Source organism: Streptomyces sp. NPDC059909 (assembly GCF_042730885.1).
GTDB lineage: Bacteria > Actinomycetota > Actinomycetes > Streptomycetales > Streptomycetaceae > Streptomyces.
Genome location: NZ_JBHWKX010000059.1, coordinates 1 through 15,817, shown reverse-complemented (window position 1 = coordinate 15,817; position 15,817 = coordinate 1). Strand labels below are relative to the sequence as shown.

Sequence of the window (15,817 nt, the reverse complement as noted above, 5' to 3'; positions counted from 1 at the left end):
TTGTTTGTGCTGATATGCGAGAGGATGCGAGGGCGAAGGAAAAACAAAGGCCCCGGTGCAGAGGGCGGGGACGTGAGGAGCCATGCTTGGAGGGACTTCGGAACCACCGCCCCCTCCCACCACCCCACGGCCCGCGGGGAGCGGGTGAGGAGGTACGCCATGACCCGGACGCTGGAGTGGCAGGTCGGCCTGTTCCTCGTCGAGGAGGGTGGTACGACGCGGGTCCGCGCCGTCCTGGACACCGGCACCACGACCTACACCGGCAACGGCGTCGCCCGGTGCAACCCCGAGGACGTGGACGTCCCGGAGATCGGCGACGAACTCGCGGCGAGCCGTGCCATGAAGGACCTCGCGACCCAGCTCATGCGCGTGGCGAACCGCGACCTCGAGAGCGTCGGGGCAGGTCCGGAGGACGGCCTCGTGCCCTACGGCTGGCCCGAGGCCGCGACGTAGTCCGCGAGGCCGCGGCGCGATTCCCGCGCCGTACGGCCGTCAGAGGGTGTAGCCGCTGCCGTACGGGGCGTACAGATCCAGCAGACGTATGCGCGCCGCGTGCAGTCGGTGCGCGAGCACTCTGCCGACCCACTGGCCGATCGCGGAGCCGAACGCCGGGTCGGCGTCCATCATCATGCGTACGGCCAGCGCGTCGAACTCCTGTGCGCGAACCGGTGTCATCGCCTCGGCGCCCAGCTGCCACACGTACGGCGGGAACAGCCATGACCAGCCCACGAGTTCGCCGAAGCCGAGATTCTCGATCACGGCCGGCTGCCGTCCCGGCACGGCCATGTGAAGGGTGACCGTGCCGGACCTGATGATCCAGAAGCGGTCGGCCATGCGGCCCTCCTCGAAAACGAGGGCGCCCTCGGGGAACTTGACCTCGTCGGCGATCTCCAGCAGCCGGGCACGGTGCTCGGCCGGGAGGGCGGCTGTCATACGGATGGAAGAGTTCTCGCTCATCGCTGGGCCTCCGTTCCGAGCGCCGGCTCACCTCAAGCGTCGCACGGCGGACCGCGATGCGCGGTGCTCCGGACGGCGGACTTCACCGCCCGGACGGCGGCACCGCCCGTCGCGTGCGCTTGAGCCGTCCGCGGAAGCGGCAGCCCTACGAGCCGGCGGCCGCGGCGTCCCTGAGCGCCTCGAGCAGCACCCGCAGCGCGGGCTGGTCCGGTGCCGAGTCCCGCACCGCCGCGTGGATGGCGCGCACCGGCTCCGGGCGCCGTACCTTGCGCACGACGACGCCGGGATGCGGGTTCCGCAGCCCGATCAGCGGGATCAGGCTGATGCCGAGACCGGCCGCGACGAATCCCTGCGCCGTGGCGTAGTCCTCGCTGTCGACCACGAACTCCGGGCCGAAACCGGCGGCGGAGCACGCGTCGAGCACGGCATCCAGGCAGGGCCCCGGCCATTCGCTGCCCACCCACGGCTCGTCGGCGAGGTCGGCCAGGTCGAGCACGCGTTTCGCGGCGAGCGGGTGGCCCTTCGGCAGGACGGCGCGATACGGGTCGTCCAGCAGAGGCTCCAGGCGGATGCCGTCGACGGGCCGGCCGTGCGGGCGGACGACGAGAGCCACATCGGCCCGGCCCTGCCTGACGTCCGGCAGGGGGTCGTCCGGGTCGATCAGCTTCAGGTCGACCTGCACGCCTGGATGGTCGCGGCGCAGCCGGGCGAGTGCGGGGGCCACGAGCGGCGCGCCGGCCGTGGCGAAGTAGCGGACCGACAGCCGTCCCGTACGCCCCTCGCGCAGATCGGCCAGCGCCGTCTCCGCCTCGGCGACCTGCCGGCCGATCGCGGCGGCGTGCTCGGTGAGCAGCAGGCCGGCCGCCGTGGGCCGGACGCCGCGACCTGCCCGTTCGAGCAGTGCCATGCCGGCTTCCTTCTCCAGGGCGGCGACCTGCTGGCTGACGGCGGACGGCGTGTACCCGAGGCGGGCGGCCGCCGCCGTCACCGAGCCGGTGGTGACGACCGCCCGCAGGACCTGCATCCGTCTCACATCAAGCATGTAGGACAGATTAATCGATTGTGCAGAACATTTCACTTGTCCTGTCGAGTTGGGTGAGTGACCGTGGCTTACGAGCGCCACGGGCATCCGTGGACGGGGACGGGCATCAGCGGGCAGGGGAGAGACCACATGGCAAGCGGCGGCGGACGGGGAACAGCGGTACGGATGGGCGTACTCGCCCTGCTGTGGGGCTCCGGCTTCCTGTGGATCAAGCTGGCCCTGAACCACGGTCTCACCCCCCTCCAGATCACCGTCGCCCGCTGCGTGCTCGGAGCGGTGGTCCTGCTCGTGCTCGCCCGGTCCGCCCGGCAGCGACTGCCGCGCGACCGGGCGACCTGGGGCCGTCTCGTCGTGGCCGCGTTCTTCTGCAACGCCCTGCCGTTCCTTCTCTTCAGCATCGGCGAGCAGACCGTCGACTCCGGAGTCGCGGGCGTGCTCAACGCGACAACTCCGCTGTGGTCGCTGCTGATCGGCATCGGGACCGGCACGGAACGCGGGCGCGCACTGCGTCCGGTCCGCCTGGGCGGACTCCTGTCCGGCTTCGCGGGCACTTTGCTGATCTTCGCGCCCTGGCAGCGGAGCGGGCTGATCGGCTGGGGTTCCCTCGCCCTCCTCGCGGCCGCGGCAAGCTATGCCGTCGCCTTCGCGTACATGGGCCGCAAGCTCACCGGCAGGGGTACGGCGCCCATCGCCCTATCCGCGGCACAGCTCGTCACCGCGAGTGCCCTGAGCGCGCTCGCCCTTCCCGCCGGGGGCGGACTCGCGGCCGTACGCCCCGACGCGGCCGCCCTGGTCGCCGTCACCGTCCTCGGGATCTTCGGCACCGGGCTCACGTTCTACCTCAACTACCGCCTGATTGCGGACGAGGGCGCCACGAGCGCGGCCACCGTGGGTTATCTGCTGCCGGTGGTCTCGGTGGCGCTCGGGGCCGTCGTACTCGACGAGCAGATCGGCTTCCGGGTCGTCACGGGCATGCTCGTCGTCCTCGCCGGGGTGGCCATGACGCGGAGCCGTGACACGAAGGCGCGGGACACGAAGGCGCGGGATGGGGAGGCGCGGGACACGAAGGTGCGTGGCACGGAGGCCGCGGGGGAAGCTCCGTCCGTCAGTGCGGCAAGTCCTTCGTGATCTCGAAGCTATGGGTCTCCCGGCCCAGTTCCTGGCCCTCCTTGTCCACGAACGTGCCGGTGACCTGGTACACGTCACGTGCCAGATGCCCGGTCGGCAGATGCTCCGCCGGGAGCACGATCTCGTAGGGGCCGCCGGGCCGGTAGTCACCCAGCAGCGTCTCCCGATGGGTCATCGTCACCCCTTGGCGGCTGCGTTCGTCGATGTACCTGAGGCCGTCGATGTCGTGCCGGGACCGCACCGAGAACGCCAGCCGGACGCGGAACTCCGTGCCCTCCCTGAGCGTGAGCGGGGCCGGCTGCGGCCGTTCGTCGTCCGGGTCGCCCCGGTCCTCGGGCGGCAGCAGCACCGGGATGTCGGGACGTCCCTCCACCTGGATCGTCACAGCCACCAGCTCGAAGTCTCGGGGTGAGTTCATCGCCTACGCCAGCTTTCGCCGCTCATGGGAAGGAAAGGCCCGTGTTCAGCCTATCCATCCAGGTGCGGGCGGCGCGGAGGACGACCCGCCCGTACGCGCCGTCGCGGAAGGGCGTCCGTGCGCAAGCCGTCACATGTGCCGGTTCGCGTAGTACTGCTCGATGGTGCGCAGACGCATCACGTCGTCGTCGTCGCGTCCGCTCTCGAAATCCGGCGATTCCTTGATCTCGTGCTTCGAGACGGACACGTACACGGTCTCGTTCTCGTGGTCGACGCGCGAGACGACCCCCGCGGGCACCAGTACCCGGTGCCCGAAGATCCATGGTCCGGTGTCCACGACGACGTAGGACCGGCCGACGACCTCGGAGTGCTTGTCGATCTTTCCGACCGAGCCGTCGGTCGCCTCGACCTTGTACCCGACGAGCTGTGCCCCCGGTGCGAGTCCCGCGTCCTCGGGGAAGCCCCATATGCCCGTACCCATGGCCATGTCCTCCCGTCCCTGTCCCCGTTGCTGCGGGAGTCCGGGGAAGGCCGTCCGTCGCCGCCTCCGCTCCGGCCGGGCGGCACGGACGGCGGGTTCCCGGTCAGGGCAGGTAGCGCTCCAGCGCCGCGGCGCCCTTCTCCTCTATCTCCTTGCGGGCGCGTTCCAGGTTCGCCGGCGTCGGCTCGCGGCCGGACGCCATTACCAGGTCCTCGGGGTCGAAGGGGCGTTCCGATCCGGTCCAGATCCGTATCGGCGCCCGCTTGCTCTCCGGCTCTGCGCTCTTGTCCTGTGTCATTTGTGCCTCCGGGCGATCCGGTGTCGAAGGGCTGATTACCAGCATCAACCCGTATCGCCCTAAGTGCAGCCCGGACGTGTGTACGGATACGGTGCGTGCAGACACGCTGACGGGCCGGGTATCGCCGAGTCGCGACACTCCGGCCCGTCGTAGGCCGACAGCGGCCGTACGGTGGCCCGTACGGCGCCCTTCACGGGCGGCCCGCTCAGGCGATAGACGCCGAGACGATCGCCGCCACCGCCAGATTGCACGAGGCCGTCACCCACACCGCCGGGTGCGGTTCCGGCTCGACCAGCGTCGCACCCAGCTTCCCCGGCGTCACCAGGTCCACGATCAGGAACGCCACGGCCATGAGCACCAGCCCCAGCACACCGAACGCGGCCGTCGAGGCGAGGCCCTTGCCGAAGTCGTCGTATGTCGTCCAGATCGACGTGAAGACGATGCCGCCGATGCCGAGGAGCGCGGAGCTCAGCAGAACCGCCGCGTTGCGGTTGCGCTCCTCCCAGATCTGCCGGCCGAGCTTGCCGGGCGTCAGCACGTCCACCAGGACGATGCCGAGGATCAGCAGGACCACGCCGAGGGCACCGTATGCGGTGGCCCGGCCAAGTCCGTTGACTATGTCCGTCATTGAGAAGCCTGTCTCCGTGTCCAAAGATGATCGTGGTCAAGGCGCGGCAAAATGTATCGCACGGTCGCCGTGCACCCCAGGCCACTCCTCCAAGGACTCTCCTCCCAGTGCGTTCCTCCCCGGTCGGCCGGGGCAGGCAGGCCCTAGCATCGGGGTCATCCGACCGAGGAGGGTGCCATGGCAGATCTCGAACTCCGCGACGACCGGGACAAGGGCCGGCTCGAGGCCTATGAGGAGGGTGTGTTCGCCGGACACATCGCCTACTTCACGATGACCGGCGAGCCCCCGGCGCTCGTCGCGGTGCACACCATCGTGGAGCCCGAGCACGAGGGGAAGGGCGTGGCCGGTTCGCTGGTCCGGGAGTTCTGCGCGATGGCCGCGCGCGAAGGCGTTCCGGTCGTGCCGCTGTGCCCGTACGCCGCGAAGTGGGCGGTGCGCCACCCCGACGAGGCACCCGTGCCGCCGGCCGACCTGGTGCGCGAGGCCGAGCGGCAGCTGACGGAGGAGCACCCGGGGCTGTGACGACCCTGCCCGCCGCTTCCGCTCCCGCTCCCGCGTCCGCCTCCGCTCCCACGTTCGCTTCCGCTCCCGCGTCTGCTTCCGCGCCCGCTCCCGCGTCTGCTTCCGCGCCCGCGCCCGCGTCTGCTTCCGCGCCCGTGCGCGGGCTGCTCCACACGTCCCCGGTCCACGTCCCCGTCTTCGACGCGCTGCGGGACCGCCACCACCACCCGGGGCTGGAGCTGCGCCATGTGGTGGACGAGGAGCTGTTGGTACACGCCAGGGTGCCGAGGACCCCGACTCGGACACCGTTGTGGGCGCTGTCGGGGCCGCAGTGGCGGCGGCCGTCGCCGAGGGGGCGCGTGACGTTCTGTGCACCTGTTCCACGAGCGGTGCCGTCGCGGAGGCATGCGCCGAGGCCGTCGGTGTGCCCGTGCTCCGCGTGGACCGGCCGATGGCCGCCGCGGCAGGAGCCCACCGCCGCCGTGTCGCGGTCGCCGCGGCGCTCGAGAGCACTCTGGAACCCACCGTCGCGCTGATCCGGGACGAGGTCCCGGACGAAGCGGGGGAGCGCGGTCCGTGGATTCGTACCCACGTCGTCGAAGGGGCCTGGGCGGTGTTCGCGGCCGGTGACCGGGACGGGTATCCGGACGCCGTGGCCGCAGCCGTCGACGGCGTACGCGACGCGGACGTGATCGTCCTGGCCCAGGTGTCCATGGGGGTGCGGCGGACCGGGCCACGACGGCCGTCCCCGTCCTCTCCAGCCCGGGCTCCGGGCTCGCCGCGGCGGCGCTCGTGGCGGTCGCAGCCGCGGAAGCCTCGGCCACGGCTGCCGCCCGCCGGTGACTGGACCTGGGCACGCGCATGGGGAGAACCTGGAGCCGTAGGCCCCACCGACCCCGGGAGCCCCGCATGACCCACCCGCAGCCCCCGCCCACACCTCCGATTCCGCCTCCGTCGCCTCTCCCGGGCCCGGGGCCGGGGCCCGGTCCCGTGCCCCCGCCGGAGCCGCCGCCGGGTCCCACGCCCGAACCGATTCCGGAGCCCCCGGGCCCGGCCCCGGTGCCGGAGCCGGAGCCGTCGCCTCCGCCGGGCTGAGCGGACTCGGACCGAGCGGACTCAGCCGGTGCGTTCCTCGGACCGGTCGCCGCCCCACAGCGTGTGGAACGAGCCGTCGCGGTCGGTCCGCCGGTACGTGTGTGCACCGAAGAAGTCGCGCTGGCCCTGCGTCAGTGCCGCGGGCAGCCGCGACGCGCGCAGCGCGTCGTAGTACGCCAGGGCCGCCGAGAAACCCGGCGTCGGCACGCCCTGCCGTGCGGCGGCGGCCACCACCGCGCGCCAGTCGTCCTGCGCCGCGCCGATCTCCTCGGCGAACTGCTTGTCCGACAGCAGACTGGGCAGTTCGGGCCGGGTGTCGTAGGCGGCGCGGATCCGGTCGAGGAACGCCGCCCTGATGATGCAGCCCGCCCGCCAGATCGAGGCCACCGCGCCCAGGTCGATGCCCCAGTCGTAGGCGTCGGAGCCCGCCTTGATCTGGTGGAAACCCTGCGTGTACGAGACGATCTTCGACGCGTAGAGGGCCTGCTCGACCTGGTCGGCGAAGCGCGCGGCCTCCTCCTCGCCGAGCGGCTGCGGCACCGGCCCGGGAAGGTCGCGTGACGCCTCCCGAAGGTCGGCGTGCCCGGAGAGCGACCGGGCGAAGACCGCCTCCGCGATGCCCGAGACCGGAACGCCCAGGTCCAGCGCGATCTGCACGGTCCAGCGGCCGGTGCCCTTCTGCTCGGCCCGGTCGGCGACGATGTCGACGAACGGCTTGCCCGTCGCCGCGTCCGTGTGCGCCAGCACCTCGGCCGTGATCTCGATCAGATACGAGTCGAGCCGGCCCGTGTTCCAGCTCCGGAACGTCTCCGCGATCCTGGCGGGGGAGAAGCCGGCGACGGCGCGCAGCAGGTGGTACGCCTCGGCGATCAGCTGCATGTCCGCGTACTCGATGCCGTTGTGCACCATCTTCACGTAGTGGCCCGCGCCGTCGGGGCCGATGTGCGTGGTGCAGGGCGTGCCGTCCGGGGCCTTCGCGGCGATCTTCTCCAGCAGCGGGCCGAGCGAGGCGTACGACTCCTGCGAGCCGCCCGGCATGATGCTCGGCCCGTGCAGTGCGCCCTCCTCGCCGCCCGAGATGCCCACGCCCACGAAGTGGATTCCGCGCTCCCGCAGTTCGCGCTCGCGGCGCCGGGTGTCCGCGAAGTGCGCGTTGCCGCCGTCGATGATGACGTCGCCGGGCTCCAGCAGCGGGGCGAACTCCTCGATCACGGCGTCCGTCGGATCGCCCGCCTTGACCATGATGATCAGACGGCGTGGCCGCTCCAGTGCCGCGACGAACTCCTCGGGGCTCTCGGCCGGGGCGAAGGAGCCCTCGTGGCCGAACGCCTCGACCAGCTCGCGCGTTCTGGCGGCGGTCCGGTTGTGCACGGCGACCGTCAAGCCGTTGCGCGCGAAGTTGCGGGCGAGATTGCGGCCCATGACCGCGAGCCCGGTGACGCCGATCTGAGCGGTACCACTCATGCGTGTGCTCCTGGAGTCCGTCGGAAGTGCCCCTCCCCGTGGCCAGTATGAATACGGGTCACGGAGGCGCGGCGTTCATGGAGGCTCAAGTCGCCCGAGCGGCGCACGATTCCCGGGCGACGCGGCCCGGCGGTTCGCGCGTGCGACGTGGCGCCCGGGCCGCGCCCCTTGTCATGACCCGTTCCAGCCCCTAGTTTTGACGGCTGCCGATGCGTTCAAGGGGGGACCATGGCCGTTCGCGGACGACACCGTCGCCACCAGCCGAGCCGTATCAACCGGGCATCGCTCACCGTCACCGCGGGCGGCGCGGGCATCGCCCTGCCGCTGATCGCCTCCGGCACCGCGGACGCCGCGTCCGTGGACGTCTGGGAGAAGGTCGCGGCCTGCGAGTCCACCGACAACTGGCGGATCAACACCGGCAACGGCTACTACGGCGGTCTCCAGTTCAGCCAGTCCACATGGCAGGAGTACGGCGGCAGGGCCTACGCCCCGCGCGCCGACCTCGCCACCAAGGACCAGCAGATCGCCGTCGCCGAGAAGGTGCTCGAGGGACAGGGGCCGAGTGCCTGGCCGACCTGCTCCGTACGCGCCGGACTCACCCGCGGGGGCGACGGGCCCGGTACCGCCGCTGAGCCGCAGCACGAGGCGAAGGCCGAGACCGTCCGCGCCCGGCAGCGGCAGTCGACCCGGGCCGCCACCCCGACGACCGTCCCCACGACGCAGCGCGAGATGTACACGGTGACACGCGGCGACACGCTCTCCGGGATCGCCGAGAGCCGGCGGGTCAAGGGCGGCTGGCAGGCGCTCTACGAAGCGAACCGTGCCGTCGTCGGTGACGATCCCGATCTCATCCTCCCGGGCCAGCGGCTGCGTACGCGGATCACTGCACCGCGCCCGGCGTCTCCCTCCCCCGCGGCACAGCCGAAGAGCCCCGCGAAGTCCCAGCCGCCGAGGTCCGGCACCGGTGCGAAGCCGTCCGCCGAGCAGCGGCTGGAGCAGCAGAAGCGGCAGCAGAGGGTGCAGGAGCAGAGGAAGCAGCAGGAACGGCGCAAGCGGCAGGTGGCGAAGGAGCGGAGCGACCGCGCCGAGCGCCCTGCCACGCGCACCGGCGCCTACGCCGCTCCGGTCGCCGCGAGCCCCGGCACCCCCTACCGCAAGGCCGGTTCGGCCTGGTCCAGCGGTTACCACACGGGCGTGGACTTCCCCGTGCCCACCGGCACCTCGGTCAAGGCCGTCGCCTCCGGCCGGGTCGTCTCGGCCGGCTGGGCCGGCGCGTACGGCTACGAGATCGTCATCCGGCACTCCGACGGCAGGTACAGCCAGTACGCGCATCTCTCGGCGCTGACCGTGCGCGAGGGCCAGCAGGTCAACGGCGGACAGCGCATCGCCCGTTCAGGGTCCACCGGCAACAGCTCGGGACCGCATCTCCACTTCGAGGTGCGCACGGGGCCGGGGTACGGCTCCGACATCGACCCGCTCGCCTACCTCAGGGCGCGCGGCGTCACGATCTGAGAAAGCGGCGTGCCGATCCGAGAGACGCGGGAGACCCGGAGAACCCGGGAGCCCCGGTAGACCCCGGTCACCCGAGGGATCCGAGGTCCCGCCGGCCGCCGGTACGTGCGGCTGCTCCGTGGTGAGCCGGACGAGCCCTGCGGCGGCCACCGCCGCGCACGCCACGGCCAGGGCGGTGCCCGTGGCGCCGTACCGGAACCTCTCGCCGAAGAGGGTGACGCCCACCGTCGCGGCGACGACCGGATTCACCACGGTCACGGTCGCCAGTGGGGCCGCCAGACCCGCGCCCCGGTAGGACGCCTGCGACAGCAACAGCCCGGCCGAGGCCAGGCCCGCTATCACCATCAGACCCGGAAGCAGTCCGGTCACCGTGCCGCCCGGCAGTTCCGTCAGATCCTCCGTGGCGATCTTGGTGAACACCGAGGCCACCCCGAAGGCGACTCCCGCGCCGCCCGCCAGCACCACACCGCGCACCACGGGACGCCGCGCCCGTTGCGCGGCGAGGAACACCGCGGCGATCGCCGCGAACGCCGCCGCGGCCAGCACCAGGCGCCCCGCGCCGCCCGGCGCACGGGAGTCCGCGGGCCCGGTGAGCGCCAGCAGCCCGGCGAGACCCGCCGTCGCCATGACCGCGCCGCGCCACGCGGTCGAGGCGGCCCGGCGCCGTACGAACACCGCGGCCATCGGCAGGGCGAAGACGATGGTCAGCGCACCGAGCGGCTGGACCAGGCTCAGCGGCCCGTACGCCAGCGCGACGACATGCAGCAGCCCGCCCGCTCCGTTCAGCCCGACGGAGATCCACCATCCGGCGTTGCGCAGCAGGGCGTACGGTCTGCCGGACGCGTCGGCGGCCACGTGCTCCTGCACGATCGCGGCGGCCGCATAGGCGACCGCCGAGACGAGTGACAGGAGCACGGACAGTGCGAGGGAGCTCATGGCCTCCACGATCTCGCCCGCGGACCACCCCGTCGTCGTCCTTGAGCAGGCATTGGGTCGTACTGCCGACGGAGTACGCGATGACGGGAATACGCCCCTGGACCTGCGCTCGCAGGACTCTGTCGACGCGAGCTGAGGGGTCAGATCCGGTCGAAGCGGACCTTTCCGGTGTCCAGGGAAGCGTGCGCCGGCACCGCGGCACCTTCGAAGGCCCGGCCGCCGGCCGGCGTGCGGCGTAGGCGCGTGACATGGGTCCGCACGGTGTTCTCCACCCAGTCGCCCGGCAGGTCCTTCGTCTCCCGCGCAGAGGGCGCGATGTCGTCGACCCTTCGGGCCAGATGCCCCGTCACCGGCCTGCCCGTCCGTACGTGCTCCAGGGCCGCGGAGACCGCCGCGGTGCGGGCGGAAGGCAGCGCCACGATCATGGCCGCGGCCGTCATGCCGAGTACTGCTCGGCGGCTTTGAAGGGTCACGTGGCAAGGTGACCCGGAACGGAGAGCGGCCTTTTCGCTTGTGATCGACCTGATAACGAGATTTGACTGAAGCGGGGCAGGGATGGATGGGGACCAGCCGGCGTCCGTGGGCGGGTACTTCGAGGTCGGGACCGCCGAGCCCGGTCCGGGACACCTTCCCCTCGCCCGCCTGTACGCGGGAGACCTCGCGCCGCTGACCGCCCGAGTCGACCGGGTCGCGGCCCGGCTGCGCACCCCCGAGCGCCGGGTCGCCGCGTCCATCGCCCACCTGGGGCTCGCGGCCCGGCTGTGGTCGACGGCGCTGGGCCCCGCCGCGCTGTACGGCGAGTTCCCCGACCCGGCGGCGGCGGGCCTGTACTGGGACCCGGACCTCACCGCGCCCGACGACCTGTGCCGGCCCCGGACGCGAACCCTGCCCGGCACCGTGGAGGCCATCCGCGAGGCCGTCCAGTACGGCCACCTCGTCCCGCTCGCCGACGCGGTCCGCCGCGACGTCCGCGTCTCGCCGCGGCTCCTGTGGGGCAACGCGGGCTCGGCACTCGCCGGGGCGCTGCGCGAACTGAACCGCTGGGCGCGGACCCACGGCCGGCCCGAGGCCGGCCGGCGTGCCGCGGAACTCACCACCGGGCTGCTGGCCCATCCCGATCTGTCCGGCACCGTGCGCGGCCCTGCGCTGCGCAGGACCACCTGCTGCCTCTACTACCGCGTTCCCGGCGGCGGTCTGTGCGGCGACTGCGTCTTCGACCGCCCACCGTCCGAGGGGCGCGGCGGCACCCGTCCCACCCCGTCCGGCGCCTGAGGACGGATCCAGCGGCCACCCCACGTGACGCGGCCACCCCACGCCCCGAATCGGTACGCGCCCGCGGTCTTCCGCACCGGCCGTATCTGAGTGACCATCAACCTATGAGGGTGGGACTGCTCACACGCGAGTATCCGCCGGATGTCTACGGCGGCGCCGGAGTCCATGTGGAGTTCCTCGCCCGGGAGTTGCGGGCCCTGACCGACCTCGACGTGCACGCCTGGGGCGAGAGCGCGGCCGTCGGCGGTGTCATGCGGCACACCGCACTCGCCGGACTCGACGGCGCCAACGACGCGTTGCGCACCTTCTCCGTCGACCTGTCGATGGCCGCCGCACTCGCGGGCCGCGAGCTCGTCCACTCCCACACCTGGTACGCGAACCTCGCCGGCCACCTCGCCAAGCTGCTCTACGGCATCCCGCACGTCGTCACCGCCCACTCGCTGGAGCCGCTCCGCCCCTGGAAGGCCGAGCAGCTCGGCGGCGGCTACGCCCTGTCCGGATGGGCCGAGCGGACCGCGATCGAGGCCGCGGACGCCGTCATCGCCGTCTCGCACGGAATGCGCGCCGACATCCTGGCCTGCTATCCCGCCCTCGACCCGGCCAGGGTCCGGGTCGTGCACAACGGCATCGACACCCGCCTCTACCGCCCCGATCCCGGCACGGACGTCCTGCGGCGCGCCGGCATCGACCCCGGCCGCCCGTTCGTCCTCTTCGTCGGCCGCATCACCCGCCAGAAGGGCGTCCCGCATCTGCTGCGTGCCGCTCGCGCCCTCGACCCGGGCGCCCAGCTCGTCCTGTGCGCCGGGGCGCCCGACACCCCGGAGATCGGCGCCGAGTTCCGCGAGCTCGTCGAGGAGCTCGGCCGGGCGCGCGACGGGGTGCACTGGATCCCCGAGATGCTGCCACGCGCGGATGTCGTCCAACTCCTCAGCCGGGCCGCGGTCTTCGTGTGCCCCTCCGTGTACGAGCCGCTCGGCATCGTCAACCTGGAGGCGATGGCCTGCGGCACGGCGGTCGTCGCGTCGGCCGTCGGCGGCATCCCCGAGGTCGTCGACGACGGGGTGACCGGGCTGCTCGTTCCGTACGACTCCCGGCATCCCCACGACTTCGAGTCGGGGCTCACCGAAGCACTCAACCGGGTGCTCGACGACCCCGCCACCGCACGGCGGATGGGCGCGGCGGGGCGCGAGCGCGCGGTCCGCGAGTTCGGCTGGGACCAGGTGGCCCGGCGTACGTACGACGTGTACGAGGAGACGCTCAAGTCGAGCTGACGGCGCGAGCCGACGACGTGAGGGGGCGCGATGCGCGGTGGACCTTCGGTGCTCGGAATCGTCCTGGCGGGCGGCGAGGGCAAACGGCTGATGCCGCTCACCGCCGACCGGGCGAAACCCGCGGTCACCTTCGGCGGTACGTACCGGCTCGTCGACTTCGTCCTGTCCAACCTGGTCAACGGGGACATCCTGCGGATCTGCGTGCTGACCCAGTACAAGTCGCACTCCCTCGACCGCCACGTCACCACCACCTGGCGGATGTCCAGCCTCCTCGGCAACTATGTGACCCCCGTGCCCGCGCAGCAGCGGCTCGGCCCGCGCTGGTACCTCGGCAGCGCCGACGCCATCCTGCAGTCCCTCAACCTGGTCCACGACGAACAGCCCGACTACATCGCGGTGTTCGGAGCCGACCACGTCTACCGCATGGACCCGCGCCACATGCTGAAGCAGCACGTCGAGAGCGGCGCGGGCGTCACCGTCGCCGGAATCAGGGTGCCGCGCGTGGACGCCTCGTCGTTCGGGGTCATCAGCCCCGCGGCGGACGGCACCCGCGTGGAGCGCTTCCTGGAGAAGCCCGCCGACCCGCCCGGGCTTCCCGGCGACCCGCGCCGGGTCTTCGCCTCGATGGGCAACTACGTCTTCACCACCAAGGTGCTGGTCGACGCCCTCCACAGGGACGCCGAGGACCCGCACTCGGTGCACGACATGGGCGGCTCGATCCTGCCGATGCTCACCGAGCGCGGGATGGCGCAGCTCTACGACTTCGACAGCAACCACGTGCCGGGGGAGAGCCCCTCCGAGCACGGCTACTGGCGCGATGTGGGCACCCTCGACTCGTACTACGAAGCCCACATGGACCTCCTCGCGGACCAGCCCGTCTTCGGCCTGGAGAACCGCCGGTGGCCCATCTACACGCACCCCGGACAGCTCCCGCCCGCGCGGTTCTGCGCGGGCGGGATCGCGAGCGAGTCGGTCGTCAGCCCCGGCTGCGTGATCCGCGGCCAGGTCACCCGCTCCGTCCTCTCGCCCGGCGTGACCGTCGAACCCGGCGCCGTCGTCCAGGGCTCGGTCCTGCACGACAACGTGCGCATCGGTCGCGGGGCGGTGGTGCGCGGCGCCGTCCTCGACAAGAACGTGGACGTCCCGCCCGGCGCGACGATCGGCGTCAACCCCGAGCGGGACCAGGAGCTGTACACGGTGTCGAAGGGCGGGGTGATCGCCCTCGGAAAGGGGCAGCCGGTGCTGTGACCCCTGGCGCTCCTGGGGCGTGTATCGAAAGTGCCTGGTGAGGATGGTGGAGAGCCCATTTGTGATCCAGAATGATTGGATGGTCACGCTTAAGACTCCCCGTTTGATCCTGCGTCGCTGGCGCGAGGAAGACGTTGCGCCCATGGCTGCCATCAATGCCGACCCCGAGGTCATGCGGTGGATCCGTGACGGCAGCGTCCGTGACGAACAGCAGACTCGCGGCGGGGTCCAGGCATGGGAGAGCGAGTGGGAGTCACAGGGCTTCGGCCTGTTCGCCGTGGAGATCCGGTCCACTGGCGAGCTGGCCGGGTTCACCGGCCTTTCGGTGCCCGACTTCTTGCCGGAGGTACTGCCGGCGGTTGAGGTCGGCTGGCGGCTGGGACGTTCCCACTGGGGGCAGGGCTTGGCCACCGAGGCCGCTGCGGCCGCTGTACGGTTCGGGTTCGAAGAGCGAGGGCTGGAGCGGATCGTCAGCATCACTCAAGTGGGCAACGACGCCTCCGAACGGATCATGACCAAACTGGGGATGCATCCGGTCCGTGAGACCGTCAATCCCACCTGCGGTCGGCGAGTACGGGTGTTCGAGTTGTCGTCGGACCAGTACGTCACAACCACTCGTTGATGGCGGCAACGAGGACGGTAGCCTCGTAGCGGACCGCGAGTTTGTCGTACCTGCGCCACGGATCGATGTCTCTTGAGGCGATTGATGCCGCACTCGACCGCGTGCCGGGCCTTGTAGTCCTCTGGGTCGAACTTCGGCGGCCGGCCACCGCTGGACCCGCGTTTCCTGCGGTTGCGGACCTGGTCGGCCTTGTCCGGAATGGTGCAGCGGATTCCCCGGCGGCGCAGGTATGCGCTTCTTCCGGGAGGCGTACGCCTTGTCATCCCGCACGCGGTCGGGGCAGACGCGCGGCCGACCCGGCCCTATGCGGGGCACACGGACCTTCTCCAGCACCGGTTCGAACTGCGGCGAGTCCCCCCGCTGCCCTGCCGTCACCACGATCGACATGGGCTGCTTCTGACCCTGCTCGACAGCCAAGTGCAGCTTGGTCGTGAACCAGCCGCGCGAACGCCCCAGCCCGTGATCATCGGGCTCGTCGAAGACACCGCCCGGTGGTTCCTTCTGCAGGTCACCCTGCTTGCGGGCCCCGACCGCATGCTGATGGGCACGGCACACGGTGGAGTCGACGCTCAGGTCCCACACGATCGCGCCCTTCGCATCGGCCAGGGCCTGGAGCCGGGTGAGAACCTGGTGCCAGGTGCCGCCCCGCTGCCACCGGCGAAACAGGACGTAGATCCGGCCCCACGGCCCGTACTCGACGGGCACGTCCCGCCATGGCACCCCGGTGCGGACCCGGAACGCGAGATCATCCACAGCTCAAGATCCACTTGCGATACACGACCTAGGTGTGCGAAGTGCTGAAAAGGGTCGTAGATGTCGGTCGGGACAAGGGAGTTGCGCGAGCTATGGTTTCAGCATGATCTAGCGAGGAACCCCGGCTCTTTAGAGCCGGGAGGAATCGCTTCTCTGGATTGCTGTGACCCGCGCGTGAGCACGGGTCTGCAC

General features: G+C 71.6%; 17 protein-coding genes and 2 pseudogenes. 9 read left to right on the top strand and 10 right to left on the bottom strand.

What is annotated here, in order from left to right; all coding sequences use genetic code 11:
- Positions 1-159: 159 nt before the first annotated feature.
- Positions 160-453, top strand: a complete 294-nt coding sequence (locus ACFV9O_RS30155; protein WP_385423339.1) for a DUF1876 domain-containing protein — start codon at positions 160-162, stop codon at positions 451-453.
- A gap of 39 nt (positions 454-492) precedes the next feature.
- On the opposite strand, the gene ACFV9O_RS30150 is transcribed toward ACFV9O_RS30155, so the two are convergent.
- Together ACFV9O_RS30150 and ACFV9O_RS30145 are read right to left on the bottom strand one after the other, a co-directional pair.
- The gene (locus ACFV9O_RS30150) at positions 493-957 is read right to left on the bottom strand and encodes a Crp/Fnr family transcriptional regulator (RefSeq protein ID WP_385423337.1); all 465 of its coding nucleotides are present in this window, start codon (positions 955-957) and stop codon (positions 493-495) included.
- A gap of 145 nt (positions 958-1,102) precedes the next feature.
- Positions 1,103-1,999 carry a LysR family transcriptional regulator gene (locus tag ACFV9O_RS30145; RefSeq protein ID WP_385423335.1) on the bottom strand — a complete coding sequence of 299 codons (897 nt, stop codon included), beginning with the start codon at positions 1,997-1,999 and terminating at the stop codon, positions 1,103-1,105.
- Between the two features lie 129 nt (positions 2,000-2,128).
- Between ACFV9O_RS30145 and ACFV9O_RS30140 the strand changes: the two genes are divergently transcribed.
- Positions 2,129-3,127, top strand: coding sequence for a DMT family transporter (locus tag ACFV9O_RS30140; protein WP_385423333.1), 999 nt, complete (start codon positions 2,129-2,131; stop codon positions 3,125-3,127).
- Here the strand turns inward: ACFV9O_RS30140 and ACFV9O_RS30135 are convergent.
- The 4 genes from ACFV9O_RS30135 to ACFV9O_RS30120 form a co-directional block, all read right to left on the bottom strand.
- On the bottom strand, positions 3,105-3,545 hold the full coding sequence (locus ACFV9O_RS30135; protein ID WP_385423331.1) for a hypothetical protein: 441 nt from the start codon (positions 3,543-3,545) through the stop codon (positions 3,105-3,107). The genes ACFV9O_RS30140 and ACFV9O_RS30135 overlap by 23 nt on opposite strands.
- A 129-nt stretch (positions 3,546-3,674) precedes the next feature.
- Positions 3,675-4,025, bottom strand: coding sequence for a PRC-barrel domain containing protein (locus tag ACFV9O_RS30130; RefSeq protein ID WP_385423329.1), 351 nt, complete (start codon positions 4,023-4,025; stop codon positions 3,675-3,677).
- Positions 4,026-4,128: 103 nt separating this feature from the next.
- The gene (locus ACFV9O_RS30125) at positions 4,129-4,323 is read right to left on the bottom strand and encodes a hypothetical protein (protein ID WP_385423327.1); all 195 of its coding nucleotides are present in this window, start codon (positions 4,321-4,323) and stop codon (positions 4,129-4,131) included.
- Positions 4,324-4,528: 205 nt separating this feature from the next.
- Positions 4,529-4,951: a DUF350 domain-containing protein gene (locus ACFV9O_RS30120; protein ID WP_385423325.1), complete on the bottom strand. Its 423-nt coding sequence runs from the start codon at positions 4,949-4,951 to the stop codon at positions 4,529-4,531.
- 177 nt (positions 4,952-5,128) lie between these two features.
- Here ACFV9O_RS30120 and ACFV9O_RS30115 point away from each other — a divergent pair, with 177 nt between their 5' ends.
- Both ACFV9O_RS30115 and ACFV9O_RS30110 read left to right on the top strand, forming a co-directional pair.
- On the top strand, positions 5,129-5,473 hold the full coding sequence (locus ACFV9O_RS30115; RefSeq protein ID WP_385423323.1) for a GNAT family N-acetyltransferase: 345 nt from the start codon (positions 5,129-5,131) through the stop codon (positions 5,471-5,473).
- Between the two features lie 134 nt (positions 5,474-5,607).
- Positions 5,608-6,295, top strand: a pseudogene (locus ACFV9O_RS30110) (hypothetical protein).
- Between the two features lie 273 nt (positions 6,296-6,568).
- Here ACFV9O_RS30110 and gndA read toward each other — a convergent pair.
- Positions 6,569-8,011 carry an NADP-dependent phosphogluconate dehydrogenase gene (gndA, locus tag ACFV9O_RS30105; RefSeq protein WP_385423321.1) on the bottom strand — a complete coding sequence of 481 codons (1,443 nt, stop codon included), beginning with the start codon at positions 8,009-8,011 and terminating at the stop codon, positions 6,569-6,571.
- Positions 8,012-8,239: 228 nt separating this feature from the next.
- On the opposite strand from gndA, the gene ACFV9O_RS30100 reads away from it, so the two are divergent.
- Positions 8,240-9,523, top strand: a complete 1,284-nt coding sequence (locus tag ACFV9O_RS30100) for a transglycosylase family protein (RefSeq protein ID WP_385423319.1) — start codon at positions 8,240-8,242, stop codon at positions 9,521-9,523.
- Here the strand turns inward: ACFV9O_RS30100 and ACFV9O_RS30095 are convergent.
- The gene (locus ACFV9O_RS30095) at positions 9,404-10,459 is read right to left on the bottom strand and encodes a DMT family transporter (RefSeq protein WP_385423317.1); all 1,056 of its coding nucleotides are present in this window, start codon (positions 10,457-10,459) and stop codon (positions 9,404-9,406) included. The genes ACFV9O_RS30100 and ACFV9O_RS30095 overlap by 120 nt on opposite strands.
- Positions 10,460-10,599: 140 nt before the next feature.
- Positions 10,600-10,932, bottom strand: a complete 333-nt coding sequence (locus ACFV9O_RS30090) for a hypothetical protein (RefSeq protein WP_385423315.1) — start codon at positions 10,930-10,932, stop codon at positions 10,600-10,602.
- An 82-nt stretch (positions 10,933-11,014) separates the two neighbouring features.
- On the opposite strand from ACFV9O_RS30090, the gene ACFV9O_RS30085 reads away from it, so the two are divergent.
- The 4 genes from ACFV9O_RS30085 to ACFV9O_RS30070 all read left to right on the top strand — a co-directional run bounded on the left by ACFV9O_RS30085 (position 11,015) and on the right by ACFV9O_RS30070 (position 14,872).
- A complete protein-coding gene (locus ACFV9O_RS30085; RefSeq protein WP_385423313.1) occupies positions 11,015-11,731 on the top strand; it encodes a (2Fe-2S)-binding protein in 717 nt (238 codons plus the stop codon).
- A gap of 104 nt (positions 11,732-11,835) precedes the next feature.
- On the top strand, positions 11,836-13,002 hold the full coding sequence (glgA, locus tag ACFV9O_RS30080) for a glycogen synthase (RefSeq protein WP_385423311.1): 1,167 nt from the start codon (positions 11,836-11,838) through the stop codon (positions 13,000-13,002).
- A 30-nt stretch (positions 13,003-13,032) separates the two neighbouring features.
- A complete protein-coding gene (glgC, locus tag ACFV9O_RS30075) occupies positions 13,033-14,250 on the top strand; it encodes a glucose-1-phosphate adenylyltransferase (protein ID WP_385423309.1) in 1,218 nt (405 codons plus the stop codon).
- Between the two features lie 79 nt (positions 14,251-14,329).
- Positions 14,330-14,872 carry a GNAT family N-acetyltransferase gene (locus ACFV9O_RS30070; protein WP_385423307.1) on the top strand — a complete coding sequence of 181 codons (543 nt, stop codon included), beginning with the start codon at positions 14,330-14,332 and terminating at the stop codon, positions 14,870-14,872.
- A gap of 291 nt (positions 14,873-15,163) precedes the next feature.
- Here the strand turns inward: ACFV9O_RS30070 and ACFV9O_RS30065 are convergent.
- Positions 15,164-15,577 (bottom strand): annotated as a pseudogene (locus ACFV9O_RS30065) (transposase); the annotation flags it as partial.
- Between the last annotated feature and the right edge of the window lie 240 nt (positions 15,578-15,817).

What these genes read in the sequence shown, in the direction of transcription:
- ACFV9O_RS30070 (WP_385423307.1), top strand. Translation starts at nt 14,330, where the DNA reads ATGGTCACGCTTAAGACTCCCCGTTTGATCCTGCGTCGCTGGCGCGAG.
- ACFV9O_RS30135 (WP_385423331.1), bottom strand. Translation starts at nt 3,545, where the DNA reads ATGAACTCACCCCGAGACTTCGAGCTGGTGGCTGTGACGATCCAGGTG.
- ACFV9O_RS30095 (WP_385423317.1), bottom strand. Translation starts at nt 10,459, where the DNA reads ATGAGCTCCCTCGCACTGTCCGTGCTCCTGTCACTCGTCTCGGCGGTC.
- ACFV9O_RS30085 (WP_385423313.1), top strand. Translation starts at nt 11,015, where the DNA reads ATGGATGGGGACCAGCCGGCGTCCGTGGGCGGGTACTTCGAGGTCGGG.
- ACFV9O_RS30130 (WP_385423329.1), bottom strand. Translation starts at nt 4,025, where the DNA reads ATGGGTACGGGCATATGGGGCTTCCCCGAGGACGCGGGACTCGCACCG.
- glgA (WP_385423311.1), top strand. Translation starts at nt 11,836, where the DNA reads ATGAGGGTGGGACTGCTCACACGCGAGTATCCGCCGGATGTCTACGGC.
- ACFV9O_RS30150 (WP_385423337.1), bottom strand. Translation starts at nt 957, where the DNA reads ATGAGCGAGAACTCTTCCATCCGTATGACAGCCGCCCTCCCGGCCGAG.
- ACFV9O_RS30140 (WP_385423333.1), top strand. Translation starts at nt 2,129, where the DNA reads ATGGCAAGCGGCGGCGGACGGGGAACAGCGGTACGGATGGGCGTACTC.
- ACFV9O_RS30115 (WP_385423323.1), top strand. Translation starts at nt 5,129, where the DNA reads ATGGCAGATCTCGAACTCCGCGACGACCGGGACAAGGGCCGGCTCGAG.
- ACFV9O_RS30125 (WP_385423327.1), bottom strand. Translation starts at nt 4,323, where the DNA reads ATGACACAGGACAAGAGCGCAGAGCCGGAGAGCAAGCGGGCGCCGATA.
- ACFV9O_RS30120 (WP_385423325.1), bottom strand. Translation starts at nt 4,951, where the DNA reads ATGACGGACATAGTCAACGGACTTGGCCGGGCCACCGCATACGGTGCC.
- ACFV9O_RS30155 (WP_385423339.1), top strand. Translation starts at nt 160, where the DNA reads ATGACCCGGACGCTGGAGTGGCAGGTCGGCCTGTTCCTCGTCGAGGAG.
- ACFV9O_RS30100 (WP_385423319.1), top strand. Translation starts at nt 8,240, where the DNA reads ATGGCCGTTCGCGGACGACACCGTCGCCACCAGCCGAGCCGTATCAAC.
- ACFV9O_RS30145 (WP_385423335.1), bottom strand. Translation starts at nt 1,999, where the DNA reads ATGCTTGATGTGAGACGGATGCAGGTCCTGCGGGCGGTCGTCACCACC.
- gndA (WP_385423321.1), bottom strand. Translation starts at nt 8,011, where the DNA reads ATGAGTGGTACCGCTCAGATCGGCGTCACCGGGCTCGCGGTCATGGGC.
- glgC (WP_385423309.1), top strand. Translation starts at nt 13,033, where the DNA reads ATGCGCGGTGGACCTTCGGTGCTCGGAATCGTCCTGGCGGGCGGCGAG.